Origin of the sequence: Butyricimonas muris, assembly GCF_046365375.1 — a bacterium.
Classification (GTDB): Bacteria; Bacteroidota; Bacteroidia; order Bacteroidales; family Marinifilaceae; genus Butyricimonas; species Butyricimonas muris.
Window position 1 is genome coordinate 370,021 of record NZ_JBKEIT010000001.1, and the last position, 16,186, is coordinate 386,206.

Sequence of the window (16,186 nt, forward strand, 5' to 3'; positions counted from 1 at the left end):
TTGGTGTTGTTAAACCGGCCCGCATTGTTCCCCGAAGGCACCAGCCGGAAGTTCCCATTGTTCGTCATCCGGAAGAATTACGGGCAGTATATAGAGCCTGCATGTGGCTATTGTTTTCCATGCTTCGGTAATGTGATGATACGGAGTACCGGTTCGGATGAAGGACAGAATGTCACATTTCCGTTTGATGGTACACCCGAATTGTTGTTCCAACAGGGCGATTTCCTGAATGCGTTCCGGGCTGATTGCGGAAGCACTGGCGAATTGGTTTTTGTTGCCGAAGATGCAGAACCGACAGGAACAGCGGCTCCATCCCATGTAGTAACATGGATGTGCCCGAACCCGGTAACGTTTGATAATTTCCCAGACCTGCGCTTCCGTCCAGTCGCGAATGGGACGATGGCGGTCAACGTGGCGATGATGTTTTCCGTTCCGGCAGTCCGCCCTGTCAGGTTCCCAGATGGCATATTTTGCCCGCTGGGGACTTTCTTCACCCCGTTCTCCCGACAGAATGAGTGTCCGGATGTTGTTGAACCGGGACTGATTGACAATAGCGGCGGAACAGACATCGATTTTCAAGTAGCTGGAACACCATCTGGTGCGAAGATCTGCGGCAGCTTGCGGAAATCGTAATCGTGTATTCGGTGTGCCGCGAGTGCCGCCGGAACGTCCGATAGTGCCATCCGGCAATTCGTAACAGTTGGGGGCTGTCAGGCTGTTTTCCCGCATCATTTCCCGGTAGAAACCGCCTTCTTTCCACTGGAAGTATATCTTAACTCCGAAGGCATGGGCGAACCGCCGACAATAGTCGGGTGTCACTTCCCAGTCGAAAAAGTTACGTTCCCGTCCGTCGATGTCCTGATGCCACAGCTCGATTTTTTCACGAGGAATGCCGTGGTCGAGCAGGTACAGAAAAGTGGCGGTAGAATCTTTGCCGCCACTGAAACTTACGATGTATCGGTCGTAATCCTGAATGTTGAATTGTGCCATTTCGTATGTTTGGTATTGAGTGAACTACATTGTGATATCAAGGCGGGCAATAACCCGATGCAGGGGTGAAACAGACGATGTCTCCGGTTTTGCGGGAGAATATGGTTACGCTTACTCCGATTTGCTCTCGGGCGGCTTTTTTTGCGTCCCGCAAGCGGACGAAAGAGAGCCGGTTTCCGTACCATTTGTCGCAGAACCAATAGTTCGTGGTTGTGAGCTTTGAGGCTGTGATATGGGTGGCGGCATCTGTTCGGGAAGCAAGCAGCAGTTCTGCCGCGTTCCGGAGAAACTCCGGCCAGTCATGGTACGACATTTTCGACCGCCAGAAGTAGTCTTTGAGTATCAAAGGTTGAATGCTGGCTTCTTTTCCGGTATGGTAGCCTAAAATGTTTGCGTAGGAGATTTGGGTGGCGCCGTCCGATAACGCAGGAAAGCAGACACCGCCATTACGGCCGGTCGGCCCGAATTTACCCCAAGCGGATTTCACTTGTCGAACCGCGACTTTCGGCATGCCGTTTTCGTCTGTTCCGTCGTGTAATAATACCGAGGCGGAATGACGAAGTTTCTTCGCTAATGATTTTGATATGAACATGGCATCAGTATTTAGAACGGTAACAGCAATACGGTGTAGCAAACGATTCCCTCGTCTTTCCATCCCTGCATTTTCAGAGCGGATTTCAGGTTCGTATAACATCTCACAAATCGAGAATATGGGCTATTTTGGTAGTGTTGACGTTCTATTTCGAATCTTTTTGCATTGGCCAGATTCAGCAATTCATCATCACGACACCCTATGTGAAGTCCGTCGGTTTTGATTTGCCTGAACAGTTCGCTGATTTCCGAGAAGTTTTTCTCTATAAGAGAGACGCTATCACAGTATTCCGGATATAGTTCTCGTATAATCGGAAGGAATTTCGTAACTCCTTTCAGCTTGAGCCGGGGATTATTCTTTGCGATTTTTCGTAATTCTCGGAAAAGTTTTTCGACTTCAGTAAGCTGAATCCGCTCCCTTTTTTCAAGGTTTATGAAGAGTGTATTGGAATTACTGACACGTATGAGATTGTCTGTGATCTCATAAACAACGCCCTCTATAAGAGGACGCAGGAGGTATTCTTTTCTATCTGTTTCCATGATGTTTCCGTGTTAATCGGTCATTTGTATGAATCGGACATAGTCTTCGGTATCGTTAAAGCATTCATCGTTGATGCGCTCGGCTAATTCGTCGAGCGTCAGTCGTTCGACTTCGTATTCGGTTTCGTCTTCTTCGTCTGTGGTGCTGCGGGAAGGACCGTTTCGCCAGGCTTCAAGCAGTTGCTCATTGGAAATATTGCGGTCCAGATGGCAGCAATTCCAGATGAAAGCATAGTAACGTGGCTTTGATTCATCCTGATGCAGCCAATTCTCAAATGCCTTGCTGTTGTCTTTGTCCAGCAGCAGATTCTGCCAGTGTTCTTCGACGAATTCCCGAATCAAGCCTTCGTCGGCGGTGCAGTTTTGCAGGAGGACCTCAACCGCATGGTCCTTCCATGTTTTCTGCTCGATGCTTAACTCGACGTACCAGTTCCAGACGGTTATAAGCCAATCTACATTGATTTCACAAAGCTCACGGTCTGTTTCCTGAACATCCGTATTCGGGCGCTGGAGCGTGCAAGTGCCGTCCGCGTGATAGTCGATCAGGTTATACCTGACATAGCAGGGATAGCCGTCTTCTCCTTCTTCTTCCACGAATACGATGTGAGGTAACCACCCGTCGGGGCGTTCGGATATGTGGCAGAGAGAATCCACGATATTTTGCGATAGTTTTTGTTGTTGTTCTTGCGGTGTCATAATTTATTGTGATATGTAAGTAGTTGGAAAATCAATATCCTCTTCGTCGAAGTCGGTCTGATTTTCTTTGTTGTATTCTTCAATCACGGATGACGGGATGTATGTCTCGCCATCAATGTCGAAGCTCTTCTTTCCGAGAAGCCGATTTAAAGCCGTATGGTCTCCTTGAATGATTTTCTCGATGTCGTCTTTGGTCCCGTGTACGGTTATGCCCAATCGCATCCAAAGCGTACTTTCTGGTTGGGGCGTTTCGGCAGTTTTCGGGAGAATATGATAATCGCCCCACAAGTGGGCATCCGATACGCCTTGCACGTAGGCGTTGTACTCCGCTTTTGTGGGGAATTCAATGTTCTGAACTGCACCGCCGTTGTCCATCAACCATTCGGCTGACGGGATTTGGCCGGTTTCGTTATAGTATCTGATGGCATCGCCACCGAAGATGATTATTGCTTTTGTCATTGTTCAGGGTGTTTGGATAAGTAATCTTGGATGGATTCGTAGCGATTCGGTATGGCTGCGTTTTCGTTGAATCCGTTCAGGCAATGCAGCAGTGCTTTTTCCATGCTGACATACCGGCGTGAGAAAGATTGGATATTGTCCAGACAGTAAGCCTCTATGGCATATTTGAACGGGGCAACTCGCGGTCCGTCTTCTTTGCGGAGTTCTACATACCATCTGAAATCAAGTTGCAGGCGGAAGCCGTCCGACTCTCCGTTTTTCATCAGGCGTTCTTCGTCCAAAAGCCTGCGAACGTAAGCGGCATCGAGCGGGCCGTCATACTCTCTGTAACATTTGATTCGGGCAGTGTACATGGCGGCGTATTGCCGGATATCGTCTTCGGTAAGATGATACTCTTTCGGGTAGAAGTCCAACACTTCTTTTGTTGTGACGGGAATGATTCGTCCGTCTATTTCTATTTCGTAAGTCTTATTTTCCATTACATGTTTTTGTTAGTGAATTTGGGGCGTGCTCGCTGAACGACGCGCAGATCGGTATAACCGATGGCTTTCAGTTCATTAAGCAAATCCCTGTATTCGTTTTCTTGTGCGGGAGACGTATCGGCGATTACACCGGCATAGTCTGCGGCTCCGTGTTGACCGATGTGCATGTAGGATGTTACGGTGCCGTCATGTTGATTCACATCATCCGGAAATAGTGCGATGATGTCGCCGTTCTTCCATTTTCTAAAAACCACCTTCGTCATTGCGGCCGCAGATTTCTGTGTTCACGATGATGTCGCCCACGGTTTTCGTGTCTCGGTGGAGCTGGTCGAGAATGTCGTCGATATCCTCTTCGGATACCTCGTTGCCGTTTCGGTTCTCGATGTCGTAGCGAACCGTGGCGTAAACCGTCTTGACTTCGGTTGCCTGAGAACCAATGCTGTCGCAGGCGATACCATCGGGAGACGTGATGTCGAATTTCATCAGTTGGGCAAGGCGGTTGTATTCCTCGTCGTAGAACCGATTGTATTCGTCCTGATACTCTTCCTTGTAACAGGTTCCGCTGTCAGGATCGTCAGGGTCCTCCGGTTCGACAAAGGAATCGAAAGGCATTTGGTGTTTGTCAACCAATCGGGCAACGGCCAAATCGCTGGCAATTTCCATGATAGACGAATTGATTTCGTCTTTGTTCTCTCTGTAATACTGGTGTAAGTCCATATCATTGTTTTTTTAGAATTGCATTTAACGGGGAATCGGTTTTATCCCAAGTGCGAAGGCGAGAAAAGCAAGTATCCCTGTGTAATGCTCGGGGAGAATTTCGAGCTCACGCGTAATGGCACCTTCATGGTCATTGATGCCACCGGCTTTTAATCGCCCTGCTCCGTCGAGATATACGTTGGTAATGTTGATATTCTGGGCGCCGTGTCTTCCATAGAAAATCATTGTTACGGGATAATCGCCACCTCCGTATTCGTCGGTGACGGGATATGATGTTATATTCCCGCCATGTCGGGTAAGCAGACGTTCGATGAGCAGTTTCATCTGTTGTTGCAGTTCTTTACGATACTCTTGCAATTTTCGGTAATCTTGTGCGTCCTGTTCATCGTTGTCGGGATAGTCCCGCCGCATATAAGCGGTTATTGCGGCCTCTGCCGATCCGTAATCGTGAATCTCTCCACCCGGAATGATAAAGCTATTCAGCATCTCGGCTTCCGACGCATCCTTGGGTTGTCGGTACACCCTGCAAAAGATATCGTCCATGTGATCGACATGTGTATTACCTGTCGATGTGTACTCGATAGTATAGTCTTTGTATTTCATAATTTGACGATGTATTTTTTTATTAACTCCGCACGTAGTTTCCGGTTGCCCTGTGCGATTCGGGCAATGAGTTTCTGAATGCGTTTGTTAGCCAGTTCGGCTACTTTTTGCGGTGTCGGCTGGGGCATTGCGAATTTCCGGCAGGTCTCGGAGCAGTATTTCTGTCGGGCGCGAAGCGGTTTCCCGCAGGCCGGACAGCGGCGTTTGCCATCCTTTTCGAGAATACCCAATACACCGGCATGGAGACCTTGCCACCATTCCAGACGGTCTATTTCGTAATCCTGAAGGGTTACATTATTGGAGAAGTCACGGGCCTCCACTTCTACCGAGATATCGGAGTTCTCCACGATGACTTTGATGGCAGGGTCATCGTAAGGAATTCCGTCGTTATCGAACCAAATGATGAAGGTCGGATCCTCCTGTTCTGCATAATCGCCCAACGAGAGTTCCGTCAAACCGTTGTTTTTCAGAATGGCCACAATGGCGGCCATGATATTGCTTATGTTATCCATAAAGAAGAGATTTTATAAAGATTAGTTGATATATGAGAGAGACCGGCGTTACTCGTCTCTTGATTTTTCAAAAAAGGTGGAGCTGCCGGGACTCACGTCAGAACAGCTCCGGTTATCATTATGGCGAATGATATGTCAGTAGTTCAGTTGGATACTTCCGAATACACTGGTAATTTCGTCCTGCCGGATTCCCAGATAGACCATTGTTACTTGCGGCGAGGAATGCTTGAGAATCATCGACAGCAGAATCAGGGATTCGGTTGTACGTCCCATCAATTCGTAAACGTACCGACCGAAAGTCTTGCGGAAGGTATGACTGGAAATTCGTTTGATCGGCAGCCGATATTTTACCCGCAGATATTTCAGGGTGTCGTTGATGTATTGTGAAGTATAGGGTTTCTTCGTTTTGGGGTTGCAGATGACCGGTAACCGTTTATCCGGTGAGCCGAGCAGTTTATATAGCGACGTGATTCGCCGCTGTACGTTTTCGTTGAACGGAATCTGGCGCGTCTTGCCGGTTTTCTGTTCGATTTTGTAGAGTGCGTCTCTTTCGAGTACGTCTTTCCATGTCATGGAACGAACGTCTGATATGCGGCAGGCGGTACAGAAAGAGATGCAGCAATAGAGTTCCCAGAGGTAGTTGCCGTCCTCGTGAAGGCCGGAAAGCAGGCGGAGGAAATCCTTGAATTCCAGCGGTTCGGCGGTGGTTATTTGACCTTTGACTGACATAGACATGTAGGATTTATGTTAATAATGCGGCATCACATGCCTGTTTGAGGTATCGGGGGTTCCTGAAAAAGGGACATAACTTTCGCCCACGTTTCCCGCATCCGGAAATAGTCGTCGTAGCCTTTCTGATTGATGAAGAAGACGTAAGGCGGAATCTCGGCCTGCTTGAAGAGGTTGTACTCTTTTTTGTCGAGTTTGCGGACTGTGGGAAGTCCCGTTCTGCATAGGGCTTCGTTGACAATCCATGCTCCCCTGAAGTTATCCATCCGGAGTGAGTCGATGCAGACCACCTCGCCCACACAGCCATTTATCAGGAAGTTGCACACGCACATCAGGCAGCAGGTGTAGTCGATGTCCCAGGCGACAAGATAGCTTTGCGGTCGGTCGGCCTTGGCCGCCAACAGCGTCCGGCCACTGCCTGCCGTAGGGTCGCACACAGAAATGATTTTGGACGGCGATTCTTGCTTGCCCATAGTTATCTTCGACATCAGGTCGGTAATGTGCATGGGTGTGAAGAACTGGCCTTTCTGTTGCTGGCCACTTTGGGAGGTCAGTGCCATGAACAGGTCGCCGAAAGCATCGTACCAGCCGTATCGTTCGATCTGCTGCGACATGATTTGTATCCATGTGGCGTACATGTCGTAGAATACTTTGGTCTGTTCTTTATTATACCTCCAATCGGAGAGCGGAGGCGTGTCGGGGAGCGAGAACCCGTGGATGATGTAGCGTAGCAGGTCCTGAAAGACGGTCTTCACGTCCAGTCCGTTCCGATACGTGAAGTCGTTGATTTGTTTCTCCAGTTCCCGGACTTCTGCCGGGGCGTTGTATCCTTTACTCATAACAGTTGAAGAATAAAAAAGGCGAAGAACTTTCGCTCTCCGCCTCGGGTGAATAAATTGTGTTTACTATGTCGTTTCATCGGGTATTTCGTTGCCCGTATAGGGATGATATAACGGAGTGTTGCCGACAGCTTCCGCGTCAATGGCAAAGCTGCCGAGTTCCACATCATAGAAGAGTTCCAGTTTCATCGGTTCGGTGGAGGCAATGTGTTCGGCCTTCGATTGCGACAACCCGGAAATCATCAGACTTTTTACCCTTTTTCGGAAAGTTTTCGGATTGGTTTGGGGTGTCGTCCAAACCTCAACGATTTCCTCTTCGTCATCGGTAATGGCGACAGAGTGGCCAAGAGTATGTAATTCTGTCATCATCTTTTTTCTTACTCTTTATCCCAATAATTTTTCTTGTACAGATACCGTTGTTGGTCGAAAGAGAGTGACTGCCACCATGCTTTGCGGTTTTCAGCTCCTTGGGACAGATGTTCTGCCGTATCGTTGTCGAGTGAATCCCACCACGCATTGATTGTCTCCTTGTACTCTTTGAGGTTGGTGCCATAATGCTCCTCTTCGCAGTCCGGACACCATGTACGTGTACTCCAGCCGTCGTCATAAGGTTCAGGAGCGATATTCCGACCGCCGCAGCATTCACATACCTCGATTTGGCTTTCATCCACCTCCCTTTCGGTAACGAACCTTTGTCCGTCATAGAGTTCGCACGCCCGTTCCACGATTTTGTCGCGGGCGTTGTTGCCCAGTTCGGCATAGAAGCGTTCGGCTGCACCCGACAACGTGGCGCTGCTCAGACCGCACCATTTTGCCCAGAAATGGCCGGACATACTTCCGAATACGGTTTCGCATTCCGTTTTGCTCCAGCGGTTCCACATGTAGTAGAAGAAGCTGGAGACGATGTTTTCATTTGTACGTTTCATATTTTTAGATGTATTAGAACCAAGAGACGAGAACCCAATCATTGCCTGGGTCGCTTTCTTTGATCAGGAGGTCGAGCACATTTATAAAGTCTTCTTTGCTTGTTCGTGCTCGGTTCAACTCCTCGTGAAATTCCTCGGCATGTGCCTGATATGTTTCATTTTCCTCACCAATGATCGTTCGCAAGCGTTCCAATTCAATGCGTTGAACCTCGTAATCGTCATCGAACTCGTCTTCTGCCGAATTGGCGATATCGAACATTGACAGGATGTTGTAAAATGCTTCTTGTCCGTCACCGCCGAACATTCCGTGGTTGCAATTCATGTATTCAATGCGGTAGATTTTTCCGGTGTGTAAACTTCTGCTCATATTGTATAGATTTTTATTGTCGGTCAAAAAATGAAATCGACGATGACACGCTTGCCGCCGGAGACTAACCGCTCGTGATTTACATCATCGTATTTGTAGGTGATGTATTTCTTCACTTCACGGATATATTCTCCACGCACCCAGACCGGAGCGGTTTCGCGGTCTGAGAGGCGGAAAAGCTCTCCTTTTCTGAGTTTGCGGATTGGTTTCTGCTCCATAGCCATCAGTCATTTATTTATGCGGCTATGCCAAGTTGTCGGGCGGCATTCCGCATTTCTTCGTATCTGATGCGATGACAGCCGGCCGTCAGAATGTCGTTCTTGTATGAATTGATACTCCAATTATGGTTGTTGGCATCATGGACAAGGTCATGTCGGAAGTCGGCTTCGTTTTTGTGGAACAGTTCAACCAATTTCCAAAGGCGGACAGCTTCCTTGGCTTTGACCTGAATGCCCATTGAGGTCTCGATGCACCCGTTGTGTACCCGGAGCAACGCATTGAAGTCAAGACCGTAAGGAACGGTGAACCATCTATTTGAGATTTCGCCCGAATACCATAGTTCTTTTTTCTCCTCGAAAGACATGTTGGCTATGAGGCACCGCTCCTTTTCCTCACGCAACCATCTCTCACGACGTTCGGCATACCGCTGCTCCCGTAGTTCTTCATTACGACGATTGATTGCGTCCTGCCGTTCTTTACGTTCGGCAAAATGCTCCCATAGCAGCGGATCGCCGGTACGGTCAATAAAGAGTTGAGAAAGCCGGGGCTTGTATTCTGCGGCTGATGTGGGCTGAAGCAGACCTCGTGCAAGAATATCGAGGAACAACTCCTGATATTCTGACTTGTTTTCTCTCGGCAGTTCACTGCAATAACGAGGTCGTTCGCCTGTTACGGTCCAGAATTTCGTAATGTCTTTTTTTGCGGTACTGCTCAATTTGGCCAGTACCGGCATGAGCCAGCGACCGGTTGCAGACTTTTGCCGTTTGTCAAGTCCCCAGAATTCAATCCAGCGCCCGATGTTGAGCAGGCATTCTTTGACATGTTCCGTATAATTCTGAGTGCGGGATTTCTGTTGCGCATTGATGTATTCACTGATTTTTTCCACCTGATCGACAATGTAATATGCCGATTCGTAATAGCTGTATTCCGACAGCTTGTTGTTGTGTAGGGAAACCGACCGGGGTGTGTAGAAAATCAGTTCTCCGTAGGGAATTGCTTTCCGCACCATGCCCATGTGTTTGCAGGTGGTGTTGGAATAGGTCCGGGTCGTTACCAGATAGGCTTTTTGCCCTTGTTGATTTGCTTCTACCGAGGCACATCGGAAATGTGATCCATAGGAATAAATATCTTTGCCCTCGAAGTAGAAGTTGCGCCCATTTCGTGCACTATCCTGACTTTGATGTGCCCATAGATGGGCGACCATCGGGGCATCTACGACGTATCTCATGATGTTTCTGTTTTATCTGTTGAAGAATAGTTGAAAATGAAAAAGAGAAGGCGAAGACGAAGACCTTCTCTCTCGTGTTAATTTTTATAGTCGTTCGAGAACCTTCCGGAGGAATTTTTTGCTCAGTACCTGTTTGCAGACTGTGACACCGGACCACCCGTTACCGGAGTTTTTGTCGAGCAGTTCCCTTATGAATGTCAGCCAATCTTTAGCCGGCTTTTTGTTCAGTACGGCCAGCAGGCGTTCCGCTTGAATCGTCCAGTCGTGGAATTCCGGAGACCAAGGGGCGTTTGTCAGTTCGGACATGGGAATCGTGAACATGTTTTTCCCGATTGGCTTGACAGCCGGATTTTGCCCTACGTTGCGCACGGTATCGGCAATGGCTTGTTCAATACGTTCTTTCTCCCGTTTATACTGTTCTTCCAAACGGTTGAGTGCGTTGATTTGGTCTGCTAAAATACCCATCCGACAAAAGGCCTTTTTATGCCGAGTTCCTCGCTGGCTTCATCACTTCCGCAGTCACATTTGCCGACGGGCTGCCCCGAGCCGCATTTGCAGAGATCGATGCCCCAATGGTTGACGCAATGATTGCAATTACAGAAGACCTGCGGCAGATGTTCTCCCGTGAATCCGATACGGTTGAAAACTTCGCGACTCATACTGTTACTTGCGCCGTTCTCAAATGTTACGGTCATCGCTCCGCATACGCATTCCTGAATATATCGTACCTGTATCATGTCACGCGGATTTGAGTTGGAATTCGATGCCGGAAGGCAGTTTGGAATAGTCCACTTTTTTCAGGAAGCGGTCAAATTGTTCCTGGGTAACGATGTCGTTCTTGGAAGCATAATCCCGCCAGTTGAATACGCCCGTGTTTCGATGGTCGTAGTAGATGAAGTTGTCGAGTGGCATACCACAGCGAAGCACGTGGAGTTTGACGGTGAGTTCCTGATCGATTTTCGCCTTTTCATTTGCCGCATGGGTTTTAAGGTCTTCTATTTTCTTCCGTCTGGCAGCAAGCAGAGCTTCGTGTCTGCGTTTTTTGATGTTGGCGGGCAGATAATACCCTTCGGCAATTCGGGATTCCACAAGCTGGAATTCTTCCTCTGTGAGAGGGGTGAATTGATAGCGAACGGAGGTGTCCTCAAATTGTTCTCCGGTCAGTTCTTCGAGTTGTTTGATTGCAGCGCGAGCTTCCTCCTCCCAACGAGCGGGTATTCCCATCGTCTGAAGCAGGTAGGTAAAGTAAAGTTGGTCTTCCGCCTCACGAAGGAATCGGTCGTACTCTTGTTGGGTAATACGGAGTTCGCTCATTGTAACCTCCTTGGAGCTGTTTCGCAAGTGGTAGAATCCGTTGCCTTGCGCATACATCGGTGCTCCTTTGGCGTCGCACAGGTGTAAGGCGATGAACGGACACAGTTCGGGAAAGGCCACTGCAATTTGTTCATGGCAACACCCTGCCATGCACCATTTCCAGACACCGTATTTGTCCTTTTCGTAGATGGTTGCTGTAATGCCGAAGTCGGCATGTCCGTTGCGGCAGTCATCATCGAGCCGCACCTTAACGTCTATTTTGTAGCCGTTTATGATTTTTGTTGCGTTATATTTCAGTTTATCAGCCATTGCGGTATGTGTTAGTTTGTTGATAATGCAAATTCCGGAAATGGGAGCTCCAGACCGAATGTGCGGAGATGCCCGGCTTGTTTTTGCCGGTTGTCCTCGGCAATTTTATCATCGATGTACGCCTGACATTCGCTTTTGAGCTGGTCGAGCCCGTCATCACCGAAGAAGCCCCAGCAACTGTCCAGAATTTCCGTGTCGTCATCTTCCGGCGTAACCTGAAATCCGTACACTTCACCGTGCAGGTATTCATTGTACGTGTCGATTTCATTTTGGAGGTATTCCTCGATTTTCTTGCGGCGGGATTGCGTGAGCACTTTCCAGCCGTATTCCTTTTTTACCTGTTCAACACTGACCGCCACAATCCCGAACCATCCGCTGTCCCATAGGCACGAGAATGGGCCTGATGAAATGCTGAGACCGCTATGGTCATAGAGGAAAAGGTTCAAAGCGACATGTTTTTGCAGGAATGATTTCCGAATGTTTCCGGGGCGGCCGTCGCATACTTCGTCGAAGTCGAAATGTTCGTCGAACTCTTTTTCGGGACGGTAACGCCGGTGTGCCGTGTAGAACGTGCCGAGGTTGCTCCACTCGCGCGGACTTTCGGGACAGTCATCGTAGTAAATATTGATGTGGTGTCCTTTATAGGTTATTTGTTCGTATCTGTTCATATCAGTATGTATAAGCAGTTTCCAACTCGCTTTCGTAATTCTCGAAAGCTATAAGGTTCTCTTCGTCCGCCACATCCTGATCCCAGAACAGTTCGACAAAACGCTCTATCACATCCCGCATGGCGCGGGTGTATTGTTGGAGGTATTTTACGGCCCTCGCGCGCCAATCTGTCGTTTCGTATTGCATGATGATTTATGTTTTTGATTGTTCATTCAAATGTCGTTTCGATAGTCGAGCAGGTATTGCTCGAAATGGTTCTCACAAATGATCTGGTTACGGTCGATGTCTGTGGAGAAATCATCCCACTTGTAACCGTAATCTTTCAGTAATTCTTCTTGCTCCGACCGGCTGAAATCCGTTACGTCGATTTTGCCTTCCCGCCAAAGCATGTTGTCCGTTGCAAATTTTCGGACCTCGGGCACATTGTGCGCATCGTGCAGAAACTTTGTCGGGTATCCGAGATACCGTTGGTGTATCCGGCTGGCCTCAGTTTCAGCACACGGCAGTAAATCCGGGTGGCAGGTATTCGGCTCGCAATACCAGAATACCGTATCTGATATTTTCAAGCAGAATTGTAGCGAATCGGGATCGGTGCATTCGGCGGCAGGATTGAACAGACGGTTCATTGATGTACCATCTTTGCAATTTCGCGGATCGTCTCATCCTCCAAATATCCCAGCGGGATCAATGCGCAGGGATTACCATCCTTATTGAGTGTGATGTACTGGATATAGAGTTCGCTCCGGGCATCGAACACGGTCGGTTCACCGCAGTCGTTGGTAAGGTCACACGGCTGATCGCCTTTGCGTTTGAGGTCATCTGCTATATCGAGCAGCACTTCTGATATCTCTTTTTCTTCCATTTCGATTGTTTTTTGATTGTATGAAAAAATGATGCGATTACCGATATGGGGCATGGCTTTATCCGTTCGATGTATGGTCTTCCGGAAGGATCCTGAGGCACGGCGTGTAGCCAGCGCCTCAGGATCCTGTCAAGGAAGACGAACTGAAAGTTTTCGGTCCATCACATCAAGCCTGCCAGGCGATGACGGCTTATTTCCTACGCCACTGGGCCATCTTCTTTTTGATGTCGATGCTGTTGTCGTCGAGCATCTTTTTCAGTGCGGCAAGCAGGCGCCAGCCATTGCCGTTCTTATACTCTTCGGCCTTGACCGAGAGGAATGCGAGCGACTGGTATTTGTCCAGCCGTCGTCCGCTGTCGTCGATGGCCGTACAGTTGTGAAAGCGGATGAGGTTTTGCATCGTGTAGAATGCGCCGGCGCCCTTGTAGGCATCTATCCATGCCTTGCTTTGGGGCGTGGCATGCTTCATCTTGAACCGCTTGTCGTTGAACTTTTTCACGGCATTGTAGAGTTGGGTGGCATTTTTAGCCGCTCCGATGTGGTAGGCTGCAAGACGCAGCGGGCTGTAGAGTTTGGAGTGCAGGTCCTGCACGAAGATGTTGTTGCTGCCGAAACGTTTGTAAGGAATGCCCTTGCATTTCTTGACCGGCAGGCCATCGACATGCGCTTTCAGGTGTTCGATGTAATCTTCCGCCATAGCCGTGGCGACCTTGACGTTGAACCAGCGGTTCCTGTCCGCGAAGTTCTCGGGATCGTTGCGCTCCATCTTCTGTTGGGCACGCAGTTCGTCGAGCAGCATTTTCCACTGGTACTCATAGCCCAGACGGTGGATCATCTCGGTCACGCCGACCGGACCCCAAGCGCCGTAGTCCTTGTAGGAGAGCATGTGGAACATCTGCGCCATGACGAAGCGGCGGAACAGACGGCGGTTGGGTACGGTTCCCTTTTCGAGGATGTAATCGAAAATCGGGTCGTTGTCGTCCAGAATCGACAGCTTGCCGTCCTTGTTCGAGGCGACATAATCGCCGCCGTTGGCTCCCTGCATAGCGAACAGGCAGCTCACGTCCACGCCGACACTGCGGAGTGCCTCGATGCGTTCGTGCGCCGTTTTGGGCAGTCGTGCCTGTTTGATTGATGCCGCAGGGGTTTCTGCGATGGTAACTTTTTTGCCTGCGATGGCAAGTTCCGTCCCGCATGCCGGGCACGTAACATTCGTCTCTTGTTTTTTCTTCATGATTAAATAGTTGATTGATTATTATTCGGCTCTACCCATTGTCTGAGTATTACCAGTTCCTTGTCTTCTTTGCTCTGCCAGAACCACCTGCCGAACTTCTCGGGATTCCATTTGAAGCCGCCGAGCAGTTGGCAGAGGATGAACAGTTCCAGTTCGATTTGTGATTTGTCGCGCCGCTCTCCATAGAGCATGTCATCATCACTTAGTTCTCGTTCAGGCAATGCCATAAAATAGCGGTGCGATGTACTCTCGCTGCGTTCCGACGGAATCGAGTGCTTGTAACGATGGTACAGCTCTTCCACTTTCGAGAAGAATTCCTCATCGCTGCAATGCGGTATTCCGAGCACGCCTTCATACGAGCCGTTCCGGATGACGTACTTGCCGTTTACTTTGAGGCTCCGCGTTTGGAAATCAACCTTGAAACGCGCCCCGTTTTCTACGGCACGGACAGTTTCCTGATAGATATTGTCCATAGCTTCTACGAATTGGCCATGTCTGTTCTCCTGAAGGCGGGAATGCTCAGCTTCAGGTTGTCGTTAATCAGGAATTTCCTGTCGCACTCGCAAATGATGTGGGTGTCCGTAACCCGTTTGATTCTCCGTGTAACTTCGTCATGGGAGGTGTAAGGCTTCCCGTCCTTGGTCCCGTTATCTATATCTCCCGAGATATGATACCAGTTTCCGATTTCAATGTCTTTTACGTTCATTTTTTATCTGGTTAAATTGTTTGTCATTTTATGCACTCGAATCGCTGACGCATGGCTTTATAGCTCTGATGAATACAGTAGGTCCTGGATCCAGAACCAGGTAATCGCCTGGTCAGGATCCAGGTAGAATACTGTATGTTAAATTCAATTCCTCATGCAAAATCGGGCTGCGTTGCCCGTAAGTCTCAATCAGGCCGGCACATTGCTATATCTGTTCGATATGAGCAGCTATTCAGCTACGGACCTGTCCATAACCATCTAATCAGATGGTTTGGGACAATGGTCCTTGCTGTTATCAGCTGCACCATTAAACTCCTGACCTTGACTTTTCACTTCGTGCTAAGTTTTGCGGTTCTTAGGATTGCGGCACGTTGCTTTAATAGGTCGATGTGCGCCGCGATTTGAAGTCCGGGCAGCGACGTCGTGTTCCTGATAGTGAATAACGACGTCATTGCCGGGACTTCATTGCTTGTGGCACGCTGATTCTTGTCCCCTGAACCGCAGTTTTCCGTGCTGAAAAAATCTCATTCGGACGGTACATCCCTTTATTTTCCTGATGTGCGCTGCTCTGTTCTGCTGGCCTGATATGTCCTCATCTCCGCTCGGAGATGAGGAGGTATGTGGCCGCAAGTTCAAGAGCAGCATAACTGAAATTCCGACCTCGACTTTTGTAGCTGTGTACTCAGCTTCTCATGATTCTCAGAATATCGGCACATTGCTTTATTGCTTTGATGTACGCCAGTTTCGGAAGCCGGATGGTCGCCGTCGTATGACGTTAGGGATACGACGGCGCCGGACGGGCTGTATCGAAACTCGGCATGTTGAATCATATTCCTTGAATCACCGCGCTTTCGTGCTAAAGGGGAAGTTCTCATAATGACAGACACATTTCTTTACTTGCTTGATGTTGCCCGCGAGAGCCCAGCTCTTGAGGAGTCTGAAGGTGATGGTCCGATCACCTTCAAGACTCTCGATAGAGCTGGGTTACACGCGGGAATCTCAAATTCATTCCTCGAACTTCTGCTGATGTGTTTCAGTTTTCGTGCAGATGTCTGGCCGGATGGCACATTCCTTTATCACTTTGATGGTTACAGGCTATTGCCAGAAGAAATCCTGAGTGAAACCGGTCGATAAACCGGATTTCACTCAGGATAATTCTGGTTAAATTACCTGTAATATGAATTCCAGCCCTTC

27 protein-coding genes are annotated in these 16,186 nt (G+C 48.9%); 1 reads left to right on the forward strand and 26 read right to left on the reverse strand.

The features are described from left to right. Positions 1–9 precede the first annotated feature (9 nt). From ACK8P8_RS01505 to ACK8P8_RS01630, 26 genes are all read right to left on the reverse strand, one after another. On the reverse strand, positions 10–990 hold the full coding sequence (locus tag ACK8P8_RS01505) for a phosphoadenosine phosphosulfate reductase domain-containing protein (RefSeq protein ID WP_306449735.1): 981 nt from the start codon (positions 988–990) through the stop codon (positions 10–12). A gap of 37 nt (positions 991–1,027) precedes the next feature. Continuing rightward, positions 1,028–1,645: a hypothetical protein gene (locus ACK8P8_RS01510; RefSeq protein WP_410025434.1), complete on the reverse strand. Its 618-nt coding sequence runs from the start codon at positions 1,643–1,645 to the stop codon at positions 1,028–1,030. Further along, positions 1,594–2,121 (reverse strand): hypothetical protein, encoded by a 528-nt coding sequence (locus ACK8P8_RS01515; protein ID WP_410025435.1) that lies wholly within the window; start codon positions 2,119–2,121, stop codon positions 1,594–1,596. The genes ACK8P8_RS01510 and ACK8P8_RS01515 overlap by 52 nt, the downstream gene beginning before the upstream one ends. 12 nt (positions 2,122–2,133) lie before the next feature. After that, positions 2,134–2,817: a hypothetical protein gene (locus ACK8P8_RS01520; RefSeq protein WP_306449732.1), complete on the reverse strand. Its 684-nt coding sequence runs from the start codon at positions 2,815–2,817 to the stop codon at positions 2,134–2,136. 3 nt (positions 2,818–2,820) lie between these two features. Next, a complete protein-coding gene (locus tag ACK8P8_RS01525; protein WP_306449731.1) occupies positions 2,821–3,276 on the reverse strand; it encodes a hypothetical protein in 456 nt (151 codons plus the stop codon). Then, on the reverse strand, positions 3,273–3,755 hold the full coding sequence (locus ACK8P8_RS01530) for a hypothetical protein (protein ID WP_306449730.1): 483 nt from the start codon (positions 3,753–3,755) through the stop codon (positions 3,273–3,275). Before ACK8P8_RS01530 ends, ACK8P8_RS01525 begins: the two co-directional genes overlap by 4 nt. Then, entirely contained in the window at positions 3,755–4,021 is a 267-nt protein-coding gene (locus tag ACK8P8_RS01535) for a hypothetical protein (RefSeq protein WP_306449729.1), read from the reverse strand. Before ACK8P8_RS01535 ends, ACK8P8_RS01530 begins: the two co-directional genes overlap by 1 nt. Next, complete coding sequence (locus ACK8P8_RS01540) at positions 4,002–4,475, reverse strand: hypothetical protein (protein ID WP_306449728.1); 474 nt, start codon at positions 4,473–4,475, stop codon at positions 4,002–4,004. Before ACK8P8_RS01540 ends, ACK8P8_RS01535 begins: the two co-directional genes overlap by 20 nt. A gap of 24 nt (positions 4,476–4,499) precedes the next feature. Continuing rightward, positions 4,500–5,078, reverse strand: coding sequence for a hypothetical protein (locus ACK8P8_RS01545; protein ID WP_306449727.1), 579 nt, complete (start codon positions 5,076–5,078; stop codon positions 4,500–4,502). Continuing rightward, positions 5,075–5,590, reverse strand: a complete 516-nt coding sequence (locus ACK8P8_RS01550) for a DNA gyrase inhibitor YacG (protein WP_306449726.1) — start codon at positions 5,588–5,590, stop codon at positions 5,075–5,077. The genes ACK8P8_RS01545 and ACK8P8_RS01550 overlap by 4 nt, the downstream gene beginning before the upstream one ends. A gap of 135 nt (positions 5,591–5,725) precedes the next feature. Further along, positions 5,726–6,319: a tyrosine-type recombinase/integrase gene (locus tag ACK8P8_RS01555; protein WP_306449724.1), complete on the reverse strand. Its 594-nt coding sequence runs from the start codon at positions 6,317–6,319 to the stop codon at positions 5,726–5,728. A 32-nt stretch (positions 6,320–6,351) separates the two neighbouring features. Further along, complete coding sequence (locus ACK8P8_RS01560; RefSeq protein ID WP_306449723.1) at positions 6,352–7,158, reverse strand: N-6 DNA methylase; 807 nt, start codon at positions 7,156–7,158, stop codon at positions 6,352–6,354. A 66-nt stretch (positions 7,159–7,224) separates the two neighbouring features. Further along, positions 7,225–7,527, reverse strand: a complete 303-nt coding sequence (locus ACK8P8_RS01565) for a hypothetical protein (RefSeq protein WP_306449722.1) — start codon at positions 7,525–7,527, stop codon at positions 7,225–7,227. Between the two features lie 8 nt (positions 7,528–7,535). Next, complete coding sequence (locus ACK8P8_RS01570) at positions 7,536–8,126, reverse strand: hypothetical protein (RefSeq protein WP_410025436.1); 591 nt, start codon at positions 8,124–8,126, stop codon at positions 7,536–7,538. Further along, on the reverse strand, positions 8,098–8,451 hold the full coding sequence (locus tag ACK8P8_RS01575) for a hypothetical protein (RefSeq protein WP_306449720.1): 354 nt from the start codon (positions 8,449–8,451) through the stop codon (positions 8,098–8,100). The genes ACK8P8_RS01570 and ACK8P8_RS01575 overlap by 29 nt, the downstream gene beginning before the upstream one ends. Before the next feature lie 23 nt (positions 8,452–8,474). Further along, entirely contained in the window at positions 8,475–8,669 is a 195-nt protein-coding gene (locus ACK8P8_RS01580) for a hypothetical protein (protein WP_306449719.1), read from the reverse strand. Positions 8,670–8,686: 17 nt separating this feature from the next. After that, positions 8,687–9,898, reverse strand: a complete 1,212-nt coding sequence (locus ACK8P8_RS01585) for a hypothetical protein (RefSeq protein WP_410025437.1) — start codon at positions 9,896–9,898, stop codon at positions 8,687–8,689. 84 nt (positions 9,899–9,982) lie between these two features. Then, the gene (locus ACK8P8_RS01590; RefSeq protein WP_306449717.1) at positions 9,983–10,363 is read right to left on the reverse strand and encodes a hypothetical protein; all 381 of its coding nucleotides are present in this window, start codon (positions 10,361–10,363) and stop codon (positions 9,983–9,985) included. Positions 10,364–10,636: 273 nt separating this feature from the next. After that, the gene (locus tag ACK8P8_RS01595) at positions 10,637–11,521 is read right to left on the reverse strand and encodes a hypothetical protein (protein ID WP_306449715.1); all 885 of its coding nucleotides are present in this window, start codon (positions 11,519–11,521) and stop codon (positions 10,637–10,639) included. A gap of 11 nt (positions 11,522–11,532) precedes the next feature. After that, a complete protein-coding gene (locus ACK8P8_RS01600; RefSeq protein WP_306449714.1) occupies positions 11,533–12,189 on the reverse strand; it encodes a hypothetical protein in 657 nt (218 codons plus the stop codon). A 1-nt stretch (position 12,190) separates the two neighbouring features. After that, positions 12,191–12,376, reverse strand: coding sequence for a hypothetical protein (locus ACK8P8_RS01605; protein ID WP_306449713.1), 186 nt, complete (start codon positions 12,374–12,376; stop codon positions 12,191–12,193). A gap of 26 nt (positions 12,377–12,402) precedes the next feature. Continuing rightward, entirely contained in the window at positions 12,403–12,816 is a 414-nt protein-coding gene (locus ACK8P8_RS01610; protein WP_306449712.1) for a hypothetical protein, read from the reverse strand. Next, positions 12,813–13,052 carry a hypothetical protein gene (locus tag ACK8P8_RS01615; RefSeq protein ID WP_410025438.1) on the reverse strand — a complete coding sequence of 80 codons (240 nt, stop codon included), beginning with the start codon at positions 13,050–13,052 and terminating at the stop codon, positions 12,813–12,815. Before ACK8P8_RS01615 ends, ACK8P8_RS01610 begins: the two co-directional genes overlap by 4 nt. A gap of 190 nt (positions 13,053–13,242) precedes the next feature. Beyond that, positions 13,243–14,286: a ubiquitin carboxyl-hydrolase gene (locus ACK8P8_RS01620; RefSeq protein ID WP_410025439.1), complete on the reverse strand. Its 1,044-nt coding sequence runs from the start codon at positions 14,284–14,286 to the stop codon at positions 13,243–13,245. A 2-nt stretch (positions 14,287–14,288) separates the two neighbouring features. After that, complete coding sequence (locus ACK8P8_RS01625) at positions 14,289–14,759, reverse strand: hypothetical protein (protein WP_306449710.1); 471 nt, start codon at positions 14,757–14,759, stop codon at positions 14,289–14,291. Between the two features lie 5 nt (positions 14,760–14,764). Then, positions 14,765–14,992, reverse strand: coding sequence for a hypothetical protein (locus ACK8P8_RS01630; protein WP_195272874.1), 228 nt, complete (start codon positions 14,990–14,992; stop codon positions 14,765–14,767). 876 nt (positions 14,993–15,868) lie between these two features. Here ACK8P8_RS01630 and ACK8P8_RS01635 point away from each other — a divergent pair. Further along, positions 15,869–16,126, forward strand: coding sequence for a hypothetical protein (locus tag ACK8P8_RS01635; protein ID WP_306449709.1), 258 nt, complete (start codon positions 15,869–15,871; stop codon positions 16,124–16,126). Positions 16,127–16,186 lie beyond the last annotated feature (60 nt).

Bases quoted from the DNA above. Each gene is read 5' to 3' on its own strand.
- ACK8P8_RS01505 (WP_306449735.1), bottom strand. From the start codon at position 990: ATGGCACAATTCAACATTCAGGATTACGACCGATACATCGTAAGTTTC.
- ACK8P8_RS01510 (WP_410025434.1), bottom strand. From the start codon at position 1,645: ATGGAAAGACGAGGGAATCGTTTGCTACACCGTATTGCTGTTACCGTT.
- ACK8P8_RS01515 (WP_410025435.1), bottom strand. From the start codon at position 2,121: ATGGAAACAGATAGAAAAGAATACCTCCTGCGTCCTCTTATAGAGGGC.
- ACK8P8_RS01520 (WP_306449732.1), bottom strand. From the start codon at position 2,817: ATGACACCGCAAGAACAACAACAAAAACTATCGCAAAATATCGTGGAT.
- ACK8P8_RS01525 (WP_306449731.1), bottom strand. From the start codon at position 3,276: ATGACAAAAGCAATAATCATCTTCGGTGGCGATGCCATCAGATACTAT.
- ACK8P8_RS01530 (WP_306449730.1), bottom strand. From the start codon at position 3,755: ATGGAAAATAAGACTTACGAAATAGAAATAGACGGACGAATCATTCCC.
- ACK8P8_RS01535 (WP_306449729.1), bottom strand. From the start codon at position 4,021: ATGACGAAGGTGGTTTTTAGAAAATGGAAGAACGGCGACATCATCGCA.
- ACK8P8_RS01540 (WP_306449728.1), bottom strand. From the start codon at position 4,475: ATGGACTTACACCAGTATTACAGAGAGAACAAAGACGAAATCAATTCG.
- ACK8P8_RS01545 (WP_306449727.1), bottom strand. From the start codon at position 5,078: ATGAAATACAAAGACTATACTATCGAGTACACATCGACAGGTAATACA.
- ACK8P8_RS01550 (WP_306449726.1), bottom strand. From the start codon at position 5,590: ATGGATAACATAAGCAATATCATGGCCGCCATTGTGGCCATTCTGAAA.
- ACK8P8_RS01555 (WP_306449724.1), bottom strand. From the start codon at position 6,319: ATGTCAGTCAAAGGTCAAATAACCACCGCCGAACCGCTGGAATTCAAG.
- ACK8P8_RS01560 (WP_306449723.1), bottom strand. From the start codon at position 7,158: ATGAGTAAAGGATACAACGCCCCGGCAGAAGTCCGGGAACTGGAGAAA.
- ACK8P8_RS01565 (WP_306449722.1), bottom strand. From the start codon at position 7,527: ATGATGACAGAATTACATACTCTTGGCCACTCTGTCGCCATTACCGAT.
- ACK8P8_RS01570 (WP_410025436.1), bottom strand. From the start codon at position 8,126: ATGATTGGGTTCTCGTCTCTTGGTTCTAATACATCTAAAAATATGAAA.
- ACK8P8_RS01575 (WP_306449720.1), bottom strand. From the start codon at position 8,451: ATGAGCAGAAGTTTACACACCGGAAAAATCTACCGCATTGAATACATG.
- ACK8P8_RS01580 (WP_306449719.1), bottom strand. From the start codon at position 8,669: ATGGAGCAGAAACCAATCCGCAAACTCAGAAAAGGAGAGCTTTTCCGC.
- ACK8P8_RS01585 (WP_410025437.1), bottom strand. From the start codon at position 9,898: ATGAGATACGTCGTAGATGCCCCGATGGTCGCCCATCTATGGGCACAT.
- ACK8P8_RS01590 (WP_306449717.1), bottom strand. From the start codon at position 10,363: ATGGGTATTTTAGCAGACCAAATCAACGCACTCAACCGTTTGGAAGAA.
- ACK8P8_RS01595 (WP_306449715.1), bottom strand. From the start codon at position 11,521: ATGGCTGATAAACTGAAATATAACGCAACAAAAATCATAAACGGCTAC.
- ACK8P8_RS01600 (WP_306449714.1), bottom strand. From the start codon at position 12,189: ATGAACAGATACGAACAAATAACCTATAAAGGACACCACATCAATATT.
- ACK8P8_RS01605 (WP_306449713.1), bottom strand. From the start codon at position 12,376: ATGCAATACGAAACGACAGATTGGCGCGCGAGGGCCGTAAAATACCTC.
- ACK8P8_RS01610 (WP_306449712.1), bottom strand. From the start codon at position 12,816: ATGAACCGTCTGTTCAATCCTGCCGCCGAATGCACCGATCCCGATTCG.
- ACK8P8_RS01615 (WP_410025438.1), bottom strand. From the start codon at position 13,052: ATGGAAGAAAAAGAGATATCAGAAGTGCTGCTCGATATAGCAGATGAC.
- ACK8P8_RS01620 (WP_410025439.1), bottom strand. From the start codon at position 14,286: ATGAAGAAAAAACAAGAGACGAATGTTACGTGCCCGGCATGCGGGACG.
- ACK8P8_RS01625 (WP_306449710.1), bottom strand. From the start codon at position 14,759: ATGGACAATATCTATCAGGAAACTGTCCGTGCCGTAGAAAACGGGGCG.
- ACK8P8_RS01630 (WP_195272874.1), bottom strand. From the start codon at position 14,992: ATGAACGTAAAAGACATTGAAATCGGAAACTGGTATCATATCTCGGGA.
- ACK8P8_RS01635 (WP_306449709.1), top strand. From the start codon at position 15,869: ATGACAGACACATTTCTTTACTTGCTTGATGTTGCCCGCGAGAGCCCA.